Annotated in this window: 19 protein-coding genes; 13 read left to right on the plus strand and 6 right to left on the minus strand. The window is 64.1% G+C overall.

What is annotated here, in order from left to right:
* Positions 1-313: 313 nt before the first annotated feature.
* From L5014_RS35865 to L5014_RS35920, 12 genes are all read left to right on the plus strand, one after another.
* On the plus strand, positions 314-1,294 hold the full coding sequence (locus tag L5014_RS35865; protein WP_238468623.1) for a quinone oxidoreductase family protein: 981 nt from the start codon (positions 314-316) through the stop codon (positions 1,292-1,294).
* 11 nt (positions 1,295-1,305) lie between these two features.
* Complete coding sequence (locus L5014_RS35870) at positions 1,306-2,154, plus strand: TauD/TfdA dioxygenase family protein (protein WP_238468624.1); 849 nt, start codon at positions 1,306-1,308, stop codon at positions 2,152-2,154.
* A gap of 63 nt (positions 2,155-2,217) precedes the next feature.
* Positions 2,218-3,273, plus strand: coding sequence for a beta-keto acid cleavage family enzyme (locus L5014_RS35875; RefSeq protein WP_238468625.1), 1,056 nt, complete (start codon positions 2,218-2,220; stop codon positions 3,271-3,273).
* Positions 3,274-3,275: 2 nt separating this feature from the next.
* Complete coding sequence (locus L5014_RS35880; protein WP_238468626.1) at positions 3,276-3,866, plus strand: RBBP9/YdeN family alpha/beta hydrolase; 591 nt, start codon at positions 3,276-3,278, stop codon at positions 3,864-3,866.
* Between the two features lie 85 nt (positions 3,867-3,951).
* Positions 3,952-4,776, plus strand: a complete 825-nt coding sequence (locus tag L5014_RS35885; RefSeq protein WP_238468627.1) for an SDR family NAD(P)-dependent oxidoreductase — start codon at positions 3,952-3,954, stop codon at positions 4,774-4,776.
* Positions 4,777-4,822: 46 nt separating this feature from the next.
* On the plus strand, positions 4,823-5,560 hold the full coding sequence (locus L5014_RS35890; RefSeq protein WP_238468628.1) for an SDR family NAD(P)-dependent oxidoreductase: 738 nt from the start codon (positions 4,823-4,825) through the stop codon (positions 5,558-5,560).
* 44 nt (positions 5,561-5,604) lie between these two features.
* Positions 5,605-6,906, plus strand: a complete 1,302-nt coding sequence (locus L5014_RS35895; RefSeq protein ID WP_238468629.1) for an MFS transporter — start codon at positions 5,605-5,607, stop codon at positions 6,904-6,906.
* Between the two features lie 168 nt (positions 6,907-7,074).
* On the plus strand, positions 7,075-8,199 hold the full coding sequence (locus L5014_RS35900) for a porin (protein ID WP_238468630.1): 1,125 nt from the start codon (positions 7,075-7,077) through the stop codon (positions 8,197-8,199).
* Between the two features lie 30 nt (positions 8,200-8,229).
* Positions 8,230-8,601 carry a BON domain-containing protein gene (locus L5014_RS35905; protein ID WP_238468631.1) on the plus strand — a complete coding sequence of 124 codons (372 nt, stop codon included), beginning with the start codon at positions 8,230-8,232 and terminating at the stop codon, positions 8,599-8,601.
* A 234-nt stretch (positions 8,602-8,835) separates the two neighbouring features.
* Complete coding sequence (locus L5014_RS35910; RefSeq protein WP_238468632.1) at positions 8,836-11,793, plus strand: molybdopterin oxidoreductase family protein; 2,958 nt, start codon at positions 8,836-8,838, stop codon at positions 11,791-11,793.
* A gap of 15 nt (positions 11,794-11,808) precedes the next feature.
* Positions 11,809-12,555, plus strand: coding sequence for a 4Fe-4S dicluster domain-containing protein (locus L5014_RS35915; protein ID WP_238468633.1), 747 nt, complete (start codon positions 11,809-11,811; stop codon positions 12,553-12,555).
* 27 nt (positions 12,556-12,582) lie between these two features.
* Positions 12,583-13,536: a dimethyl sulfoxide reductase anchor subunit family protein gene (locus L5014_RS35920; RefSeq protein ID WP_238468634.1), complete on the plus strand. Its 954-nt coding sequence runs from the start codon at positions 12,583-12,585 to the stop codon at positions 13,534-13,536.
* 458 nt (positions 13,537-13,994) lie between these two features.
* Here L5014_RS35920 and L5014_RS35925 read toward each other — a convergent pair whose 3' ends face one another.
* The 5 genes from L5014_RS35925 to L5014_RS35945 all read right to left on the minus strand — a co-directional run bounded on the left by L5014_RS35925 (position 13,995) and on the right by L5014_RS35945 (position 18,108).
* Positions 13,995-15,134 carry a patatin-like phospholipase family protein gene (locus L5014_RS35925; protein ID WP_238468650.1) on the minus strand — a complete coding sequence of 380 codons (1,140 nt, stop codon included), beginning with the start codon at positions 15,132-15,134 and terminating at the stop codon, positions 13,995-13,997.
* 604 nt (positions 15,135-15,738) lie between these two features.
* Positions 15,739-16,023, minus strand: a complete 285-nt coding sequence (locus L5014_RS35930) for a DUF3303 domain-containing protein (protein WP_238468635.1) — start codon at positions 16,021-16,023, stop codon at positions 15,739-15,741.
* A gap of 162 nt (positions 16,024-16,185) precedes the next feature.
* On the minus strand, positions 16,186-16,371 hold the full coding sequence (locus L5014_RS35935; protein WP_238468636.1) for a hypothetical protein: 186 nt from the start codon (positions 16,369-16,371) through the stop codon (positions 16,186-16,188).
* A gap of 49 nt (positions 16,372-16,420) precedes the next feature.
* Entirely contained in the window at positions 16,421-17,257 is an 837-nt protein-coding gene (locus L5014_RS35940) for an MFS transporter (protein WP_238468637.1), read from the minus strand.
* Complete coding sequence (locus L5014_RS35945; RefSeq protein ID WP_238468638.1) at positions 17,257-18,108, minus strand: class I SAM-dependent methyltransferase; 852 nt, start codon at positions 18,106-18,108, stop codon at positions 17,257-17,259. Before L5014_RS35945 ends, L5014_RS35940 begins: the two co-directional genes overlap by 1 nt.
* An 84-nt stretch (positions 18,109-18,192) precedes the next feature.
* Between L5014_RS35945 and L5014_RS35950 the strand changes: the two genes are divergently transcribed.
* Positions 18,193-19,170, plus strand: coding sequence for a LysR family transcriptional regulator (locus L5014_RS35950; RefSeq protein ID WP_238468639.1), 978 nt, complete (start codon positions 18,193-18,195; stop codon positions 19,168-19,170).
* 83 nt (positions 19,171-19,253) lie between these two features.
* On the opposite strand, the gene L5014_RS35955 is transcribed toward L5014_RS35950, so the two are convergent.
* Positions 19,254-19,541 carry a hypothetical protein gene (locus L5014_RS35955; RefSeq protein WP_238468640.1) on the minus strand — a complete coding sequence of 96 codons (288 nt, stop codon included), beginning with the start codon at positions 19,539-19,541 and terminating at the stop codon, positions 19,254-19,256.
* Positions 19,542-19,856: the final 315 nt, after the last annotated feature.

Raw genomic sequence — 19,856 nt, forward strand, 5'->3', positions numbered from 1 at the left:
CTTAACGCCATGATCCACAATTCAACTCCCTGGAACACCCGCGACGCTTGACTTCCAATACGGTTGCTTTTCTTTGCCGCTGCAAAGAAAAGTAGGTGCCGCCCCGCACAGGGGCAACGCTAATAGACCGACACGAAAACCAGGAAACGCGAAAAACCAGAAAACGCGACAAAGCAGACCCCACGAAAAACCAGAACCCACCCAAGCAAGCTGGCCTCCCCCTCCTGAAAGGAGGGCGCATTGAGCCCAGCCCCGTCCTACGATGAACTTACACACGATGCTGCTGTAGCACGAACAACCAGGAGACAGAAAGATGGCACATGCGATCAGGTTCCACGAAACCGGTGCGCCGGAAGTGATGCGCTGGGAGGAAGTGGACGTGGGCATGCCCGGCCCAGGCCAGGTGCGGCTGCGACACGAAGCGGTCGGCCTGAATTTCGCGGACACGTATTTCCGCAGCGGCCTCTATCCGGTGCCGCTGCCGGCCGGCATGGGCGTGGAAGCCGCCGGCGTGGTGGAGGCGGTGGGCGCGGACGTGACCCATGTCGCGCCCGGCGACCGCGTCACCTATACCGGCTTCATCAACACGCTGGGCGCCTATAGCACCGAGCGGCTGATTTCGGCCGCGCCGCTCATCAAGCTGCCCGACGCCATCGCCTGCGAAACGGCGGCGGCCATGACGATGCGCGGCCTCACTTCGGCCTATCTCATGCGCCGCATCTGGCCGCTGCAAGCCGGCGAGACGATCCTCGTGCATGCGGCGGCGGGCGGCGTGGGCCTGATCGTCTGCCAGTGGGCGAAGCTGCTCGGGCTGAAGGTGATCGGCACGGTGTCGACCGAGGAGAAGGCGGCGGTAGCCCGCGCCCACGGTTGCGATCACGTGATCCTCTATCGCAGCGAAGATGTCGCGAAGCGCGTGCGCGAATTGACCGATGGCGTGGGTGTGTCCGTGGTCTACGACAGCGTCGGCCAGGACACCTTCGCGATGTCGCTCGACTCGCTCAAGCGCCGCGGCCTGCTCGTATGCGTGGGCACGGCTTCGGGCAAGGCGCCCGCATTCGAGCCGCAGATCCTCGCGATGAAGGGTTCGCTCTACGTCACGCGCCCGGCGCTCGCCGACTACATCGCCGATCCCGCCGAGAAGGCCGCGCTTGCCGAGGAGGTCTTCGGCCTCGTCGCGGCGGGGCGCATCAAGATCGAGATCAACCAGCGCTACGCGTTGCAGGACGCCGTGCAGGCGCACCGCGATATCGAGTCGCGCAAGACGACGGGTTCCTCCGTCTTTACGATCTGAGGCCGCCCATCATGAAAGTCGAGCCATTGACCTGTGCGATTGGCGCGGAACTGGTGGGCGTGCGCCTCGGCGACGCGGTGCACGACGACGGCCTGTTCGAGGCGATCAAGGCGGCGCTGCTCAAGCACAAGGTGGTGTTCCTGCGCGACCAGCAGCTCACGCGCGCCGAGCACGTGGCTTTCGCCAGACGATTCGGAGAACTGGAGGATCATCCGGTGGCGGGCAGCCACCCCGATCATCCGGGCCTCGTGCAGATCTACAAGACGCCCGAGCATCCCAACGACCGCTACGAGAACGCGTGGCACACCGACGCCACCTGGCGCGCGGCCCCGCCGATGGGCGCGGTGCTGCATTGCCTGGAATGCCCGCCGGTGGGCGGCGACACCATGTGGGCCAACATGGTGCTGGCCTACGAGAACTTGCCCGAGCAAGTGAAGGCGCAGATCGCGGACCTGCGCGCGAGCCACAGCATCCAGTCGAGCTTCGGCGCCGTGATGCCGATCGAGAAGCGTCTCGCGCTGAAGGCCCAGTACCCGGACGCCGAGCATCCGGTCGTGCGCACGCACCCCGAGACGGGCGAGAAAGTGCTGTTCGTGAACGGCTTCACCACGCACTTCGTGAACTACCACACGCCCGCGCGCGTGCGCTACGGCCAGGACGGCAACCCGGGCGCGGGGCAGCTTCTGCAATACCTCATCAGCCAGGCGTATATCCCCGAGTACCAGGTGCGCTGGCGCTGGCAGCCGGGCAGCGTGGCGATCTGGGACAACCGCAGCACGCAGCATTACGCAGTCATGGACTACCCGCCGTGCCACCGCAAGATGGAGCGCGCGGGAATCATCGGCGACGTGCCGTATTGAGCGGTCGGCCCGCCGCGTGGCGGGCGCATCGACCCATATCAGAAACCGACACTGGAGGAAGACATGCAATTTCTCGACGATTCGCTGCACCCGGAGAACATGGAGAAGGTCGTCATCACGGTTGCGCCGTATGGCCCCGAATGGATGCCGGCAGACTTCCCCGAGGACATTCCCGTCACGATGGAAGCGCAGATCCAGAAGGCCGTGGACTGCTACAACGCGGGCGCGACCGTGCTGCATCTGCACGTGCGCGAACTGGACGGCAAGGGCTCCAAGCGCCTCTCGAAGTTCAACGAGCTGATTGCCGGCGTGCGCGCGGCGGTGCCGGACATGATCATCCAGGTGGGCGGTTCGATCTCGTTCGCGCCCGAAGACGACGGCCAGGCGGCAAAGTGGCTTTCGGACGACACGCGCCACATGCTCGCGGAACTCGAACCGAAGCCCGATCAGGTGACCGTGGCGATCAACACCACGCAGATGAACATCATGGAGTTGCTCTACCCCGAGTATCTCGAGGGGACGTCGCTCGCGAACCCGATGCTGCAGGCCGCCTATAGCGAAATGACGGTGCCCGCCGGCCCGCAGTGGCTCGAGGAGCATCTGCGCCGCCTGCACGCTTCGGGCATCCAGCCGCATTTCCAGTTGACCGGCATTCATGCGCTGGAAACGCTCGAACGCCTCATTCGCAAGGGCGCGTATCGCGGCCCGGTGAACCTCACGTGGATCGGCATCGGCGGCGGCTTCGACGGCCCGAACCCGTTCAACTTCTTCAACTTCGTGCACCGCGCGCCCGAGGGCTGCACGTTCACGGCCGAGTCGCTGCTCAAGAACGTGCTGCCGTTCAACATGATGGCGATGGCGATGGGCTTGCACCCGCGCTGCGGCATCGAGGACACGATCATCGACCAGCACGGCAAGCGCATGACCTCGGTGCAGCAAATCGAGCAGTGCGTGCGCGTGGCGCGCGAGCTTGGGCGCGAGATCGCGTCGGGCAGGCAAGCGCGCGAGATCTACCGCATCGGCACCTTCTATAAGGACGCCGACGAAACGCTGGCCGCCAACGGCTATGTGCCGAACCGCAAGCCGGCGGGTCTCGGTCTCGTGAAGTCGGCGGCTTGATCATGGCGCGCCGCGAACCTGTCGTCGTCATCGTTCCGGGGTTGCGCGACCACGTCGCGCAGCACTGGCAGACGCTGCTCGAAGCGCGCCTGCGCGCGCAGAACCGGCCGGTGGCTGCCGTGCCGCCGATGGGCCGCGACGATCTCGATTGCGCGGCGCGCGTCGAGGCCATCGAAGCCGTGATCGCGGGCATCGACGCGCCCGTGATTATCGTGGCGCATAGCGGCGGCTGTGTGATGGTCGCGCACTGGGCGCAGCGCTATGCGCGTTCGATCGCGGGGGCGCTGCTGGCGGCGCCGCCCGATTTCGATGCGGCGATGCCCGAAGGCTATCCGACGCTCGACGCGCTCGACGCGAGCGGATGGCTGCCGGTGCCGCGCGCGCCGCTGCCGTTCGCGTCGATCGTGGCGGCGAGCCACAACGACCCGCTCGCGCGCTACGAGCGCGTGCTCGAACTCGCGCGCGCGTGGCGCAGCGAAGTGGTCGATCTCGGCAACGTCGGCCATCTGAATCCGGCCAGCGGATTTGGCGAATGGCCCGGCGCCGACGATCTGATCGCCGCGCTCGAGCGGCGCGCCGCGACTGAAGTCTGAAGTCTGACTCACGCCCGCTTGCGCGCCTGGCTTCATGGCGCGCAAGCGGGCGCCGAACCCCCTGCACTTTCGCGAGGAGAACGCGATGGAGCTGAAAGGCAAGGCAGCAATCGTCACCGGAGCCGGCCGTGGCGCCGGCGAGGGCATCGCGCGCGTGCTGGCGCGCGAGGGCGCGCAGGTCGCGGTGGTGGACCGCGATTTCGCCGCCGCGCAGCGCGTGGCGGCGGCGCTCGCATCGTCCGGCGCACAGGCCGTGGCGATCTGCGCGGACGTCGCGAAGAAGGCCGATGCGCAAGCCATGGCCGAGCAAAGCCAGGCGGCGTTCGGCGCCATCGACATCCTCGTGAACAACGCGGGTGTGGGCGGCACGGCTTCGTTCATGCGCGACGTCACCGAAGAAAACTGGGACCGCGTGATGGACGTGAACGCCAAGGGCATTCTGTTCTGCTGCCAGGCAGTGCTGCCCGCCATGACCGCGGCCGGCAAGGGCAAGATCGTCAACATCGACTCGATTGCGGGCATGCGCATGGCGTTCTTCAGCAGCGTCGAATACACCGCTTCGAAGCATGCGGTCACGGGGCTCACGCGCCATCTCGCGTGGGAGCTCGCGGACCTGCGCATCAACGTCAACGCCGTGTGCCCCGGCGGCATCCTCACCCCCGCCATCGAAAGCTACGCGACGCCCGAGCGGCGCGCGGCGATCGTCGAGCGTGTCGTGCCGCTCGGGCGCTTCTGCGCGCCCACGGATATCGGCGAGGCGGTGTCGTTCCTCGCCAGCGATCGCGCCGATCTCATCACGGGGCAACTGCTCGCCGTCGATGGCGGCGCGCTGACCGGATACGGCGAGGACTTGCGCGCGGTGCTGCGAGCGCGAGTGAAGGAAACGCAGGCGGCCGCACAGACCGGCTGACGCGCCCCGCAGAGCATTCAATAAAAAAACCTGTTCGGAGACAAACATGCAGACGCAAGAATCTCAGCTACGCGGCAAGGTCGCAATCGTGACCGGCGCGGGCAGAGGCATCGGCCGGGCCATTGCGCTCGCCTACGCGCGCCAGGGCGCGGCGGTGTGCTGCGCGGCGCGCTCGCTGGGGCAGGTGCAGGAGAGCGCGGCGCAAATCGTCGCCGAAGGTGGCCGCGCGATTGCCGTGAGCACGGACGTGGCCGACCTCGCCAGCGTCGAGCGCATGGTGGGCGAGGCCGAGGAGGCGTTCGGCGGGCTCGACATCGTCGTGATCAATGCGGGCGTGGGCGGCGCGCAGCAGACCGTGGAGGCGAGCGACCCGCACGCGTGGCGCACGACGATCGAGGTGAACCTGATTGGCGCCTATCACTGCGCGAAGGCGGCGACGCCCGCGCTCAAACGGCGCGGCGCGGGCAGGATCATCGCGGTGGGGTCGGGCCTCGGGCAGCGCGGCATCGCGGGCGTCTCCGATTATGCGTGCTCGAAGGCCGGGCTCTGGATGCTCACGCGCGTGCTCGCCCAGGAACTGGCGCCGCACGGCATCAGCGTCAATCAACTGATTCCGGGTCCCGTGGTCACCGAGATGACCGGCGCGCAGATGGCGCGCAACACCTTCGAAGGCGAGTGGGCCAAGTCGCCCGAGGACGTCGCGCCGCTGGCGCTGTTCCTCGCGGCGCAGCCCGAGCCGGGGCCGACCGGCCAGAGCTTCAGCCTGATGCGCCGCGACGCCTGACACGAACGCAGCGCCAACAAATATTCAAGGAGACGAAAGTGGGAATGCAAGCGACTGCCACGCTCGGCGACGCCGACGCGGGCGCACCGTCCGTATCCCGGGCCTATGCCTGGTCCGTGTTTGCGTTGACCTTCGGGCTGCTGCTCGCCGACTACATGTCGCGCCAGGTGCTCAACGCCGTTTTCCCCCTGCTCAAGGCCGAATGGATGCTCACCGATACCCAGTTGGGTTCGCTGAGCAGCATCGTCTCGGTGATGGTAGGTGTCCTGACCTTTCCGTTCTCGCTGCTCGCCGACCGCTGGGGCCGCGTGCGCAGCCTCATTCTGATGGCCGTGCTGTGGAGCATCGCCACGCTCGGCTGCGCGGTGTCCGCGAGCTACGGGCAGATGTTCACGGCGCGCTTCTTCGTGGGCGTGGGCGAGGCGGCATACGGCAGCGTTGGCCTCGCGGTCGTGCTCAGCGTGTTTCCGGCGCACCTGCGCGCCACGCTCTCGGGCTCGTTCCTCGCGGGCGGGGCGTTCGGCTCCATGCTGGGCATGGCCCTGAGCGGCATCGTCGCCGCGCATTTCGGCTGGCGCTGGTCGTTCGCCACGATGGCGGTGTTCGGCCTCGTGCTCTCCGTGATCTACCGTCTCGTGGTGACCGAACGGCGCCTCGCGCCCGAGCGCGCACGTGCCGCCGCCCGCGCGGCGCGGCCCCGCTTCACGCCGCGCGGCCTCGCACAGGCGCTGTTCGCCTCGAAATCGGTGGGCTTCGGCTATGTGGGCTGCGGCCTGCAACTGATCCTGCCGGGCGCGATGTTCGCCTGGCTGCCGAGCTATCTCGTGCGCACCTATGCGATGCGGCTCGACCGCGCGAGCGTGCTGGCGGCCGGCTTCGTGCTGATCTCCGGCATCGGCATGATCGTCTGCGGGGTGCTGACCGACCGCATCAGCCGCCGCAGCCCGGCCCGCAAATGGACGATGGCGGTGACGTATTGCGTGCTGGTGTTCGCGGCGCTCGCCACGGCGTTCCGTCTGCCGCCGGGGCCGCTGCAACTCGCGCTGATCGGCGCCGGCATGTTCATGGCCTCGGGCGTGTGTGGCCCCACCGGCGCACTGGTGGCCGAGCTTACGCCGCCCTCGATCCATGCGACGGCCATGGCGCTCTGGGCGCTCGCCAACAACCTGCTGGGTCTCGCCGCTGGCCCCGTGCTCACGGGCATGATCGCCGACCGCATGGGGCTGCACGTGGCGCTGGAATGGATTCCGTTTGCGTCGCTCGTGGCGGCGCTGCTGTTCGTGCTCGGAAAGCGCCGCTATGGCGGCGACCTGGAGCGCATGGCGCAGGGGCAGTGCGAGATCTGAGCTACTGGCAATAGCCAATAGCCAATAGCCAATAAGCCAATAGCCGGCAGTGAGCGCACTGAAGCACAAAAAGTACAACAACCACAAAGCAGCAAGCCGTTGAATAGAAGGAAGACAGTGGGCCCGAAAAGCAAGCAGCGGCCTTGACAATAGTTCGGAGGAGACAGCATGAAACGGAAGTTGAGCGTCGTGGCCATACTCGCGGTCACGGCTGGCGCGGCGCACGCGCAATCGTCGGTGACGCTGTACGGCGCCATCGATACCGGCCTGTTCTATCAAAGCACGGCGGCCGCATCGTTCGCGTCGAACGCGAAGAATCTGGGCCACGTCTTTGCGTTGAAGGACGCGGGCATCTACGCGAGCTTCTGGGGCATCAGGGGAACCGAGGACATCGGCGGCGGCTACAAGGTCAATTTCCGGCTGCAAGGCGTGTTCAACAGCGGCAGCGGCAAACTCGGGCTCTCCGACACGACCGGCGGCACGGCCGTATTCAACCAGCAGACGACCATTGGCGTTTCGGGGCCATTCGGCTCGATCGACGCGGGGCTCCAATACACGCCCATGATCTACGCGATGGCCGAAACCGACGTGCGCGCCGCGCAGTACTTCGGCAGTATTCTGAGCGCGTGGCTCGGGGTGAACCAGGCAGCGAAATGGGCCGGCACGAACACGAATGTGCCGATTGGCGCGCTGTACGACAGCAACGCGATCGTCTATCAGTCGCCGAAGTTCTACGGCGTGTCCGCCGCGCTCGAATATGCGCCGGGCGGTGTGCCGGGGCAAATCCAGGGCGGCACGCGCGAGTCGGCCGTGCTCAAGTATTCGAACTACGGCCTGAATCTTGCTGCGGTTTACTACAACGCGCACGATACGAATCGGGCAGCCAATGTGCCCGCCACCGGGCTCGATAACAACCGGCTCTATTATTTTGGCGCCAAATACACGTTCCACTCGCTTTCCGTATCGGCTTCGTATGGCATCGGCGAGAATCCGTCGAATCTGGGGCAAGCCCACTATGAAATGATCTCGGGCGGGCTCGGCTACCAGTTCACGCCTTTCTTTAAAGTCACATCGGGTTTCTATTATCTGAAGGACCGCAACAATTCGTCGAACCATTCGAGCGAATACGCGCTCGGCGCGGAATATGGCGTGTCCAAGCGGACCCTGCTCTATGCCCAAGTGGGATACGTTGCGAATCACGGCACGATGAACCAGTCGATTACCTACGGCGTGCCTGTCGCGCCCGGCGTCTCGACCACGGCGGCGATGCTCGGCATTCGTCACACCTTCTGATCTCGCGGTTCGGCTAACTGGAGCGTTTCCATGAATAAAAAAGGATTCCTGCACATTTGTCTGGCGGCTTCGATTGTCGCGCTGCTCGGGAGCGTTTATGCCGACGTCCGCGCGCAGGGTGGCGAGACGGCGGGGGCATCGGCGGCGCCTGCCGCATCCACGGCGAGGGAGGTGAGAAAGGCCAATCGCGCGCTGAGCCGCAAGGTGTACGCCGCGCTGGCGAAGCACAAGGAGATCGATGCCGGCAGCATCAGCGTGGTGGCGCGCGACGGCGCCGTGACGCTCAACGGAACGGTCGCGGAGGCCGCCCAGATCGATACCGTGGTGGCCGTGGCGAAGACCGTGCCCGGCGTGAAATCGGTGAGCAACAAGCTTTCGGTGCAGCGGCCTATTGGAGAATGAAGGTGAATGAGGGCGAATGAGGGCGAATGCGCCGGGCGTGCGCCGGCACATACGGCGCGCGCTCGATCGGCCCGAGCACCCGTCCCAGCACCCCTCAGCGCCGGCTAAATCACAAACCATAAGTCCAGCCGATAGAACAGATCGCCAATCGCGACTTTTATTATGTTGGCTGGGTTTATACGATTGGAGGGCACACACAAAAACCGCCCCATCGCAGGCGGACTCGGAGGAACGATGGAGCACAAGGCCCGCACCCAAAACGAGCAGCTCGAAGTCAAGACGACGACCTGCTATATGTGCGCTTGCCGATGCGGTATCCGCGTCCACATGCGCGACGGCGAGGTTCGCTACATCGACGGCAACCCCGAGCACCCGCTCAATCAGGGGGTGATCTGCGCGAAGGGCTCGTCGGGCATCATGAAGCAGTACTCGCCTGCACGGCTCACGCAGCCGCTCATGCGCAAGCGCGACGCCGAACGCGGCACCGCGCAGTTCGAACCGGTCTCGTGGGACGTGGCGTTCGACGTGCTCGAAAAGCGCCTCGCCCACCTGCGCGCGACCGACCCGAAACAGTTCGCGCTCTTCACGGGCCGCGACCAGATGCAGGCGCTCACCGGCCTGTTCGCCAAACAGTTCGGCACGCCTAATTACGCAGCACACGGCGGATTCTGCTCGGCCAACATGGCGGCCGGCATGATCTATACGATGGGCGGCTCGTTCTGGGAATTCGGCGGCCCCGACCTCGATCGCGCGAAGCTGTTCTTCATGATCGGCACGGCCGAGGACCATCACTCGAATCCGCTGAAGATTGCGCTCTCGAAGTTCAAGCGCGCGGGCGGCCGCTTTATCGCCATCAATCCGGTGCGCACCGGCTACGCGGCCATTGCGGACGAATGGGTGCCCATCCGTCCCGGCACGGACGGCGCGCTCTTCATGGCGCTCATGCATGAGTTGATTGAAGCCAAAGCCTACGACCACGAATTCGTCGCGCGTTATACGAACGGCGCGGAATTGCTCGACGTTCGTGTGGAAAGCGATGCCTATGGCCTCTTCGTGCATAACCCCGAGGCCGAGGAGCGCAACGCGCTGTTCCCGCAGAACCACATGTGGTGGGACCTGAATACGCAGCGTGCCGTGCCGCACCATACGCCCGGCGCGCGCCCGGCGCTGGAAGGGCGCTATACGCTCGAGGACGGCACGACCGTCGCGCCATCGTTTACGTTGCTGCGCGAGCGCATGGCCGACAGCACGCCCGAATGGGCCGCTGAAATCACCGGCATTCCCGCCGATACGATCCGCCGGCTCGCGCGCGAAATGGCTGACGTAGCGCGCGACCAGAAGATCACGCTGCCGATCCAGTGGACCGACGCGTGGGGCGAAACACACGAAACCGTGACGGGCGTGCCAATCGCGTTTCACGCGATGCGCGGCCTCGCGGCGCATTCGAACGGCTTCCAGTCGATACGCGGGCTGGCCGTGCTGATGTCGCTGATGGGCACGATCGACCGGCCGGGCGGCTTTCGTCACAAGTCGCCGTATCCGCGCGCGGTGCCGCCATCGGCGAAACCGCCCAACAAGCCCGAAGACGTCAAGCCGAACACGCCGCTCGCCAACGGCCCGCTCGGCTGGCCCGCCGCGCCCGAGGATCTGTTCATCGACGAACGCGGCGGCCCGGTGCGCATCGACAAGGCGTTCTCGTGGGAGTATCCGCTCGCCGTGCACGGCCTCATGCACAGCGTGATCACGAACGCATGGCGCGGCGACCCGTACCCGATCGACACGCTAATGATCTTCATGGCGAACATGGCGTGGAATTCGTCGATGAATACCGTGGAAGTCCGCAAGATGCTGGCGGACAAGCACGCGAACGGCGAGTACAAGATCCCGTTCATCGTCGTATGCGATGCATTCCAGTCGGAGATGACGGCATTTGCCGATTTGATTCTGCCCGATACGACGTACCTCGAACGCCACGACGCGATGTCGATGCTCGATCGCCCGATCTCCGAGTTCGATGGGCCGGTGGACTCCGTGCGCGTGCCGGTCGTGCCGCCCACGGGCGAGTGCAAGCCCTTCCAGGAAGTGCTGGTCGAGCTCGGGAGCCGCCTGAAGCTGCCGGCCTTCACGACGCCGGAAGGCAAGCGCAAGTTCCGCGACTATCCCGACTTCATCGTCAATCACCAGACAGCACCGGGCTCGGGCGTGGGCTTTCTGATTGGCTGGCGCGGCAAGGACGGCAAGGACGCGCTGGTGGGCGAGCCCAATCCGCGCCAGTGGGAGGAATACGCGAAGAACAACTGCGTCTATCACTACACGTTGCCCGAGACGCTGCAATACATGCGCAACTGCAACGGGCCGTATCTGGACTTCGCCGTCGAAAAGGGTTTTCGCAAGTTCAACGAACCAATTGTGATCGCGCTCTATTCGGACGTGATGCAGAAGTTCCGCCTCGCTGCCCAGGGGAAGACGAAAGGACGCCAGCCGCCAGATCATTTGCGCGCGCGCGTGGAACGGTATTTCGATCCGCTGCCGTTCTACCACGAGCCGCTCGAACACGCCGCCACCGATCACGCGAAGTACCCTCTCGCGGCGCTCACGCAGCGCCCGATGGCGATGTATCACTCGTGGGATTCGCAGAACGCCTGGCTGCGCCAGATTCATGGGGAGAACTATCTATACATGAATCCGGGAACGGCCGCCGCGCAAGGCATCGAGGACGGCGCGTGGATCTACGTGGAATCGCAATGGGGCAAAGTGCGTTGCATGGCGCGCTATAGCGAAGCCGTGGAGCCGGGCACGGTGTGGACGTGGAATGCGATCGGCAAGGCGGCGGGTGCATGGAATCTCGGCCCGGACGCGAACGAATCGCAGCGCGGCTTCCTGCTCAATCACCTGATTTCGGACGAGATACCCGAGGCGCGGCCGCAAGCGCAACAAGAAGCCCAGCGCACCGCACGCGTATCGAACTCCGATCCCATCACGGGCCAGGCTGCGTGGTACGACGTGCGGGTGCGCATCTATCCCGCCGAGCACGACGCCGATCACACGCTGCCGCAGTTCGCGCCAATGCGGGCCTTGCCCGGCGTGACCGGCACGGGGCCGGCCGCGATGCTTCAGCGCGTCGTGCAGACCTATTTCGCGGGACGCGGCGAATTCGCCCGGCGGCTGCGCAAAACCACGCAAAACAATTGAGTTGAGGAGCACGCTATGACACAGATGGCGCTCGTAATCGATCTGAACGTGTGCGTGGGCTGCCACGCGTGCGTGACGAGCTGCAAGGAGTGGAACACCTCGGGAGAGGCGGGCAGTCTCTCGGACATTCGGCCCTACGACGAGGATCCCTCCGGCACGTTTTTCAATCGCGTGCAGACCTTCGAGGCCGGCGCGTACCCGCTCACCGACACGATTCATTTTCCGAAGTCGTGCCTGCACTGCGAAGACCCGCCCTGCGTGCCGGTCTGTCCGACCGGGGCCAGCTACAAGCGCAAGGAAGACGGCCTCGTGCTGGTCGACTACGACCGCTGCATCGGCTGCAAGTACTGCTCGTGGGCCTGCCCCTATGGCGCGCGCGAACTGGACGAAGAGCGCAAGGAGATGACGAAGTGCACGCTGTGCTCCGACCGCATCAATAACGAAGCGCTGCTCGAGCGCGATCGCAAGCCCGCCTGCGTGCTCGCGTGCCCGACCTCGGCGCGTCTGTTCGGCGATATACACGACCCGGACTCCGTGGTGTCGAAGGCGATTCGCGAACGCGGCGGCTATCAGCTGATGCCCGAGTGGGGCACGCGGCCTTCCAATCACTATTTGCCGCGCCAGACCGTGTCGTCGTGCGGCAGCGGATCGTGTTCGTGCAAGGGCGGGGCCGCCGACGATGCACCGGATTCCATCGAATCGCAGGCCGAACGCGGCGAGTTGCATCTCGCTTCGATTGCGTCGCGTACCCCGGCGCACTAAAAACCTCCACGCGAGAAAGGAACCAACATGAATCCGGCATTTTCCGTGGTGTTTCTCACCACCTTGATCGGCGCGGCGCAAGGCTTGCTGATCGCGCTCGTGGGCGTGGAGGCGGCGGGGCAACTCGGCGTCGTCGACGGGGCGGCGGTGCCACAGCTTTTTTATGTGGTCGGGGCGGCGCTCTCGTGCGTGCTCGGCGCGGCGGGCCTCGCTGCGTCGTTCCTCCATCTCGGCCATCCTGAGCGCGCGTGGCGCGCCATTGCGATGTGGCGCACGTCGTGGCTTTCGCGCGAATGCCTGTGTCTGCCGCTGTTTCTCGCTTGCACGTTTGCCTATGGCATGGCGCACGTGGTCGGGTCGCCCTGGACGCTCGCGATTGGCGCTGTTGCCGTGGTGGCGAGCGGGTTGCTGTTCGTCTGCACGGGCATGATCTACGCGTGCCTGCGCTTTCTCCAGGAGTGGGCGACGCCGCTCACGCTCATCAATTTCGCGCTGCTTGGCTGCGCTTCGGGGTTCACGCTTGCGACTGCGTGCGCTGCGTGGCTCGCGCCTGGGCTGGTTGGGCCGCTCGCGGTGCTGGCCTGTCTGCTGACGTTGGGCGGATGTGCTTCGCGTGTGGCCTCGCTTGTGCGCAATGCACGGTTGCGGCCTAAATCGACGGTGCAGAGCGCAACTGGCATTCGCAATGCACGCGTGGAGCAGAAGTCGCGCGGGTTCACGGCCGGCGCGTTCAATCTGCGCGAGTTCTTCCACGGCAAGACGCCGGCGACGCTCCAGCGGATCAAGTGGACCTTTCTCGTTGCGGCGTTTGCCGTGCCGTTCGTGCTCGTGGCGTTTGGCGCGAATGTGCGGCCGGTGGGGGCTTCGTTGGTTTTGCTGTGCGCTGCGGTGGTGATTCAGTATGCAGGGCTCGTGGCCGAGCGGTGGTTTTTCTTCGCTGAGGCGCGGCATCCACAGAATCTTTATTATCGGCAGGCTTGAATTGGCTGGTTAGCTAGTAGCTAGCGTTGGACGCTGGAGATGTTGTTGAAGGCCGCCTGAACCGGATTGAGGCTCTGGGTCAGGCGGTTTTTTTTGGGGGGGCTTGGGGCGGGAGGGCTGGTAGCGACCACTTGCTGCCGCTCGCCTGAGCCATACAGTGGGCGATCGAACGGCTACTCCACTCCGAAACCCGCCAGGGTTCTTAACGCGCGCTTGGTCGCCATTGCGGACATAGAGGCGCGCTGGGTTCCACGTCAGCAATGCGGCGGATTGCTGACGGTGGCCGCATCGCGCAGCCGAACGTCAGCTTCCCGCACGAGCGAACTCACACTTTCGACCCTGAGCGGTCTTTCGACATACCGACAGGTCGACGGCTCCTTGCACGGGCAAGCAGTCATTCGTCCTGGCTGGCAACGGGTATTTCCCTGAAGAGTCTCAGCAGCCTGCTGAAGTAGGCGTCAAACGCGTCTTTCACCCGTTATGTATTCGTCCGCGTTGTAGACGGTCAGTCCTTCTACTGGGTCCATCGGTGCCTCCCACGGGCGCGCGGCAATGGCCCGCATTGCTGCTTCATAGCCCGCGCGCTGTCGGGAAGCAATGCCGGCTGGGGTGAAATCGATATCCTTCAACTGGTCGTCCCCTTCCAGGCGGGGCGCAGCAAGCTTGATCATGCGCATGGTGGTCTGGCACCCCCAGGCGGCAAGCGCCTGGACTTCAGATGAAGCGCGCTCGGCTTCCGGCAAGCGATTAACCAGTTCCCGGATCACATGGCGCAGACGGTGTATCTGCTGCTGACGCGCGATGTGACTGTCGGTGCGACTGGCGTACTGGATGTCCTTTTGCCGCTCCGAGATCTGCCATATGCTTTCCGGCTCAGGGCCGATCGGGTTCCACACCTGTACCGAGAAGATGACCGAACTCTTGCGGGGCTTGTCATCCAGCACCACTTCGACCGGGGTGTTGGAATAGACGCCGCCGTCCCAATACGGTTCTCCGTCTATCCGCACGGCCGGGAACGCGGGCGGCAACGCGCCCGAACTCATGATGTGCGAGGCATTCAGCCGTTGGTCGCGCGAGTCGAAGTAGCGCATCGCGCCCGTGCAGGCGTGAACGGCTCCCACGGTCAGTCGCGGATTACCGGCGTTCAGCAGATCGAAGTCGACCAGCGAACAAAGCGTATCGCGCAACGGCGCAATCAGGTAATACGACGCTCGATCCACGCCGAGCCTGGCGAGCGGCCCGAGCCAGGAGGCCGGATTGGGCTGGAAGAATCCCTCGATGCCACCGCCGATGATCATCCACTTTGAAAAGATTTTGTCCCAGCCAGGCCAGGCGGCAGGCACGTCCAGGCGGGTGCGGTCGGTCACCTGGTTCCAGAATTCCGCCAGCCGTCGAAACCGGCGCTCCGGTGGATTCCCCGCGATCAACGCTGCGTTGATCGCGCCAATGGAGGTGCCGATTACCCAGTCCGGCTGTATGCCCGCTTCGTCCATCGCCTGGTAGACACCAAGCTGATACGCGCCCAACGCGCCACCCCCCTGAAAGACGAGTACGACTTGCCCGGGCAGCTCTATGCGCGCTGGCTGGTTCACTCTCATCGATTGCCTCGCTGATCTTTTCGTTAGCGCGACCTGAGTAGGCCGCACCACGCGCAGTTTCACCGTTGGGGGTAGCGGTGCGCGGGGCGAGCGCGAATCGAGTGCCAGCATGGGATCCCGTTTCAGTTCGCGATACGCAGGCGCAAACCAGCCCGACATCATGACGTTGACTTCGTCTGCCAATGCCGCGCCGCAGCCCAGTAACGTGAGGGCCGCGCAGAACGCGAGTGTGCGAACCCTCAGCTTGTGGGTAGTCACGGCTCCGTCCCATCTCAATCGGCTGACTCAACCCATGCATGCATCGAGTCCGGATGCCGGTCATGGCTTAAGCCGGCCGCGCGACACGGGCACGACATCAGTTCGACGTCGTCGAGCCACAGCTGGCGCGATGCCACAGGTGAGATCAGATGTTGGAAATCTACCAGCCGTAAGCACCTGACTGCCTTGCAAACATCGCCGGGTATGCCGTCGCTTTGTGGGTTTCCATGGATGACCTCCAGGCGCCGATACATCCGATCGACGGCAAGGCATGACATGACATGAACATATCCTGAGCGCGCCCCCCGACGCGCTGCAGGTCCAACCATCCGACGCTTGCGGATTTTTAGTTTGCCGCTCCCTGTCGAGCACCAATAACAGCGCCGAGCTCTTCGTCAGTTAGTGCGGGAGCTATTCTGAAAGAGAAAATATCACTCCATTCCATCACCATCGCCGCGACCGCGCTGGCGTCCGGCGCTTCAACGATTGCAACGCCCCTAAACTCGCCCGCTGCATGCCAGCGTCCCAACACCGTGATGTTGTCAGGTGGCCGACCGCCTGTTTTCATGAAGCGCTCAATCGCAGCCTGCTGCATTGCCGGCTCACCGCTCCATTGAATAATAAAGTTCATGGCGAATGTCCCTTCGAGGTTGGCGATGCCGACTCGTGGCACGCCATCTCTGCGTGGTGGGAGCCCCGACACCGCAGCAGGTCGTCGCCCATTTGCCGGCATGGATTTTTCGCATCGTCAATGCCGTCGGGCTAAGCCACGAGACCCCAATACTAGGTTAACTCAATGGATCACGACCGAAACTTGCTGGGCACAGTGTGCGACGCCGCACACGTAGCGGCGAATACGGCGTTGGGCTTCGAATGGGTCCATCGACTTGAGCCTGGGCCAGACGTAGACGCCGAAGCAAAGTAGCCAGGCAACGTAGCCCAGAACGAGATGCAACTGGAAGAGAAGTTGCGTTGCCATGTCGCCTCCGCTCAGGTGTCGTCTGGCGTTGGAACCAAAAGGAAGGGGATCAGGCGGCGCTTTGTCGGATCAACTGGCGCAGCGACAGCGCGTGCAGCAGGATCGAGCTTGGCACCACGAAAGCCGGGGTCAGCACGTACGGATAAAGGCCGGCGTTAATGGTCGGCACATTCGGAACAATCAACTGAAACCGGCCCGGCGCAGTGATCAGCCCCAAAATAATCGCGACGGCAAAATCGGCGAGGCCCAAAATGTTCCAGGCGATCGCCGCCTTGCGCCCTTCAGCCGTACCGCTCGCCAAGGCGATTGCCGCCGGCAGGGCGAACAGGCCGGTCAGCACATCGCCAATGCCCGCCGGCAACGCGAACACGCCGGGCACCACCCCATGCAGCCAGGCAGCAAGCACCCAACTGCCGAACACCCGGTAAAACTGAAGCGCGACGAGCCAGGTCGCCGGCATTGCGTCGAGCACCTTGCCCACCCGCCTCGACAACAGCAGCAGCGGCGCGCCAATCATCACCGGCAGGAAGATCGCCATTGGCAGCAAGGGCACCGGTGGCGGTGAGCCGCTCAGGCGAAAGACACCATGGATCGCCGCGCTCCAGACGATCGCGAACCAAAGCGTGTGTGGGATGAAAATCACAAGCCAGGTCGTGCGGCGTTGGCCCGGCGTCAGGTCCGTGCTTTCGAGGCCGAGCCACAAGCCGAGCGCGATAAACCCTTGGGCGATCAGCTGGTGTGCCGTGGTTTGAAATCCGCTGCTCGGGATGCCCGGCTGCCAGTAGATCAACGCAACCCAAAGGGCCGTCAACGGGACGAGCCAGAGCAGGATGCGCCAGGCGGGGCGCGGCGGGACGATGCCGGTTGAAATAGGGGTGGCGTTCATCACCGGTTCTCCTCGTGAATGCGTGTCTTCGTGGATGCGGCCTCGAACACCGCGGTGAGAATGCCCAGTCGGTCTTCCAGGAGATTTCGCCCCAGGTTGGCGGCAAGTTCTGCGAAGTCCGGCCCCATCACCACGCCGAGATTGGGCGAGGGCGGAGGCCCTGACGCACGCAGTTGGGTGAACCAGGCCTTTGCGGCGTCGGTGTCGTTTTGCCAGGCCAGTGTGCGGAAACCTGCGTGTTCGATCGCCTCGCGCGTTGCAGCGGCCGTGAGAAGAAAGCTCGTTGCCGGCGTTCGCGCCCACGGAACGGGGTAGTACGGGTCGCTGCCGTTCGCGACTACGTCGAACGTCGCGAACCTGCCGCCTGGTTTCAGTACGCGACGGATCTCCCGGTATAGCCGTGCGCGCTCGGGGATGTTCATCGCCACGTGCTGCAGCAATACGGCGTCGAAACAGTTGCCGTCGAAGGGAAGATCCAGGGCGCTGCCGGTGTGGAATGACACCTGTTCGCTCTGCCTTGTTCGCTGGGTGAGATAGCGTGCGGCATCCACGAATGGCTCGCTGAGGTCAATACCGGTAACCCGGCAGCCCCAGGTTGCGGCCAGAAAACGGGCCGGCCCGCCAACGCCCGAACCCACGTCCAGCACCGACATGTCAGCGGTGATTCCGGCCAGCTGGCCAAGATCGGCAGTGGCAGCAAGTCCACGCGTGTGAAAGTGGTCGAGGGCGGCCAGTTGCTGCGGTGTGAGCGGCTGATCCTCCGGACCAAAGACCGTGAGCGCGGTCTTCATCCGCTCGGTCAGGCCGGTTGCACGATAGTGTTCGCGCGCGCCATCAAGTGCATCAGACATTGCAATACTCCCACTCCTGAATGACTGGTGCCAGGTGTACCATCGTTTTGCGTGGGCGACTATTCATCACAATGTTGAAGGGCTATGAAGCAGAACTTCACAGTCAGGCAGGGCGCACTCGATGGCGTGGAGGCGTTCCTGAGCGTGGCCAGGCATCGCAGTTTTCGCAGGGCGGCGGCGGAACTCGGGGTGACGCCGTCGGCCATCAGCCAGGCAGTGCGCGTACTCGAAGAGCGCATTGGCGCAGCGCTGTTCACACGCACCACGCGTAGCGTTGGCCTGACCGAAGCCGGCGAGCGGTTTCTTTCGCGCGCGAAGCCTGCCTTCGAGGAACTCGTCGCCGCCAGTGAGGTGGCGCGTGGACTCGGACAGCGGCCCGCCGGATTGTTGCGACTCTCAGTGCCGCGCGCGATCGTCCCGATCTTGCTCGAGCCATTGATTGCGTCCTTCTGCAAGGCTTATCCCGAGGTAGAGGTGGAGATTGCAGCAAGCAAGGAGCTGGTCGATCTTGCGGCGGAAGGATTCGACGCCGGCATCCGGCTGGGCCAGTTCGTTGACGCCGACATGGTCGCGGTGCCGATGACGCCACCGTTTCGTCTCGTTGTCGTTGGTAGTCCTGTCTACCTCGCGGAGCGCGGCCGGCCTGAGCGTCCGGACGATCTGCGCCAGCACGCATGCTTGCGATGGCGGCGATCCAACGGCGCGCTCGCGCTATGGTCGTTCAACGACAACGGCCAGGCAATCGAGATTGCCGTAGCCGGCCCACTCATCGCCAGTGACTTTCCCACCATGCTTGGTGCGGCGATAGAAGGCCTGGGCCTTGCCCTTGCCCAGCTACCTGAGCCGCTGACCGCTGACCGGTTGAAAGCGGGAAATCTGGTCCACGTGCTGGAGTCGTACGCGCCGGTGATGCCGGGGGTCTTTCTCTGCTATCCAGGCCGTCGGCAGATCATGCCGAAGCTGCGCGCGTTCATCGATCATGTGAAGAGCCGCACGACAGGCGATGGCAAGGTTCAGATACAAGTTGACGCGAAGCGTGCCGGGCCGCGGAAAAGAGGCTGATGGCCTGTGTGAATGCCATGCGTGGGGTCGATCAAGAAATATCGCGCCTGCTGAAGGACCGCCTTACGAGTCCGGCTGTGCACTCATTGCCCTCTATCTCGTCCCATAACAAACGTTTCGTCACGAGAGCCATAATGCTTCGTAACTTCCGCGTTTTTCAGTAGCTTGGACGACTTCATAATTGAACTCGTTACGGCGTAGAGCCGATCGGGGTCGGGACCGTACATGTACAGATAGCCATCGTTACCATCAACGTGTAATTCGCTCTCGCCGAGCTCGCCAGCGTTTGCGCGCTTAATCACACTCTCAAGCCGATGCTCCAGAGCGTGCACTTGCGCGCGATCCTTCGGGTAGTAATCGAAATGGACCATGATCACTGGCCCCGGTGGTACCGGCCTTTGCTCCGCAGTTACTGTCGTGCTATCTGCGAATAACGCGGCGCACACGAGCGTGGCGAAAATATGTTTTCTCGACATAGGCTAGATATGGTCATGCGAAATGTTGGACGATGTAAAAAAGCTCCGTCGAGGGTCATTTGGAAGTCGCGTTCATAAGCCCAGATTCTATCGCTCGCCAGCTATTTAACCTGGCAGGAGGCATTCTCCAATGCTGCATCGGCGCCCGCAGTCCACATGCAACCGAATGCACTGACACTGCAATTGGGCGTCCGCTTTCGAATGTGCCAA

This window comes from Paraburkholderia tagetis, assembly GCF_022213065.1.
Lineage (GTDB): Bacteria > Pseudomonadota > Gammaproteobacteria > Burkholderiales > Burkholderiaceae > Paraburkholderia > Paraburkholderia tagetis.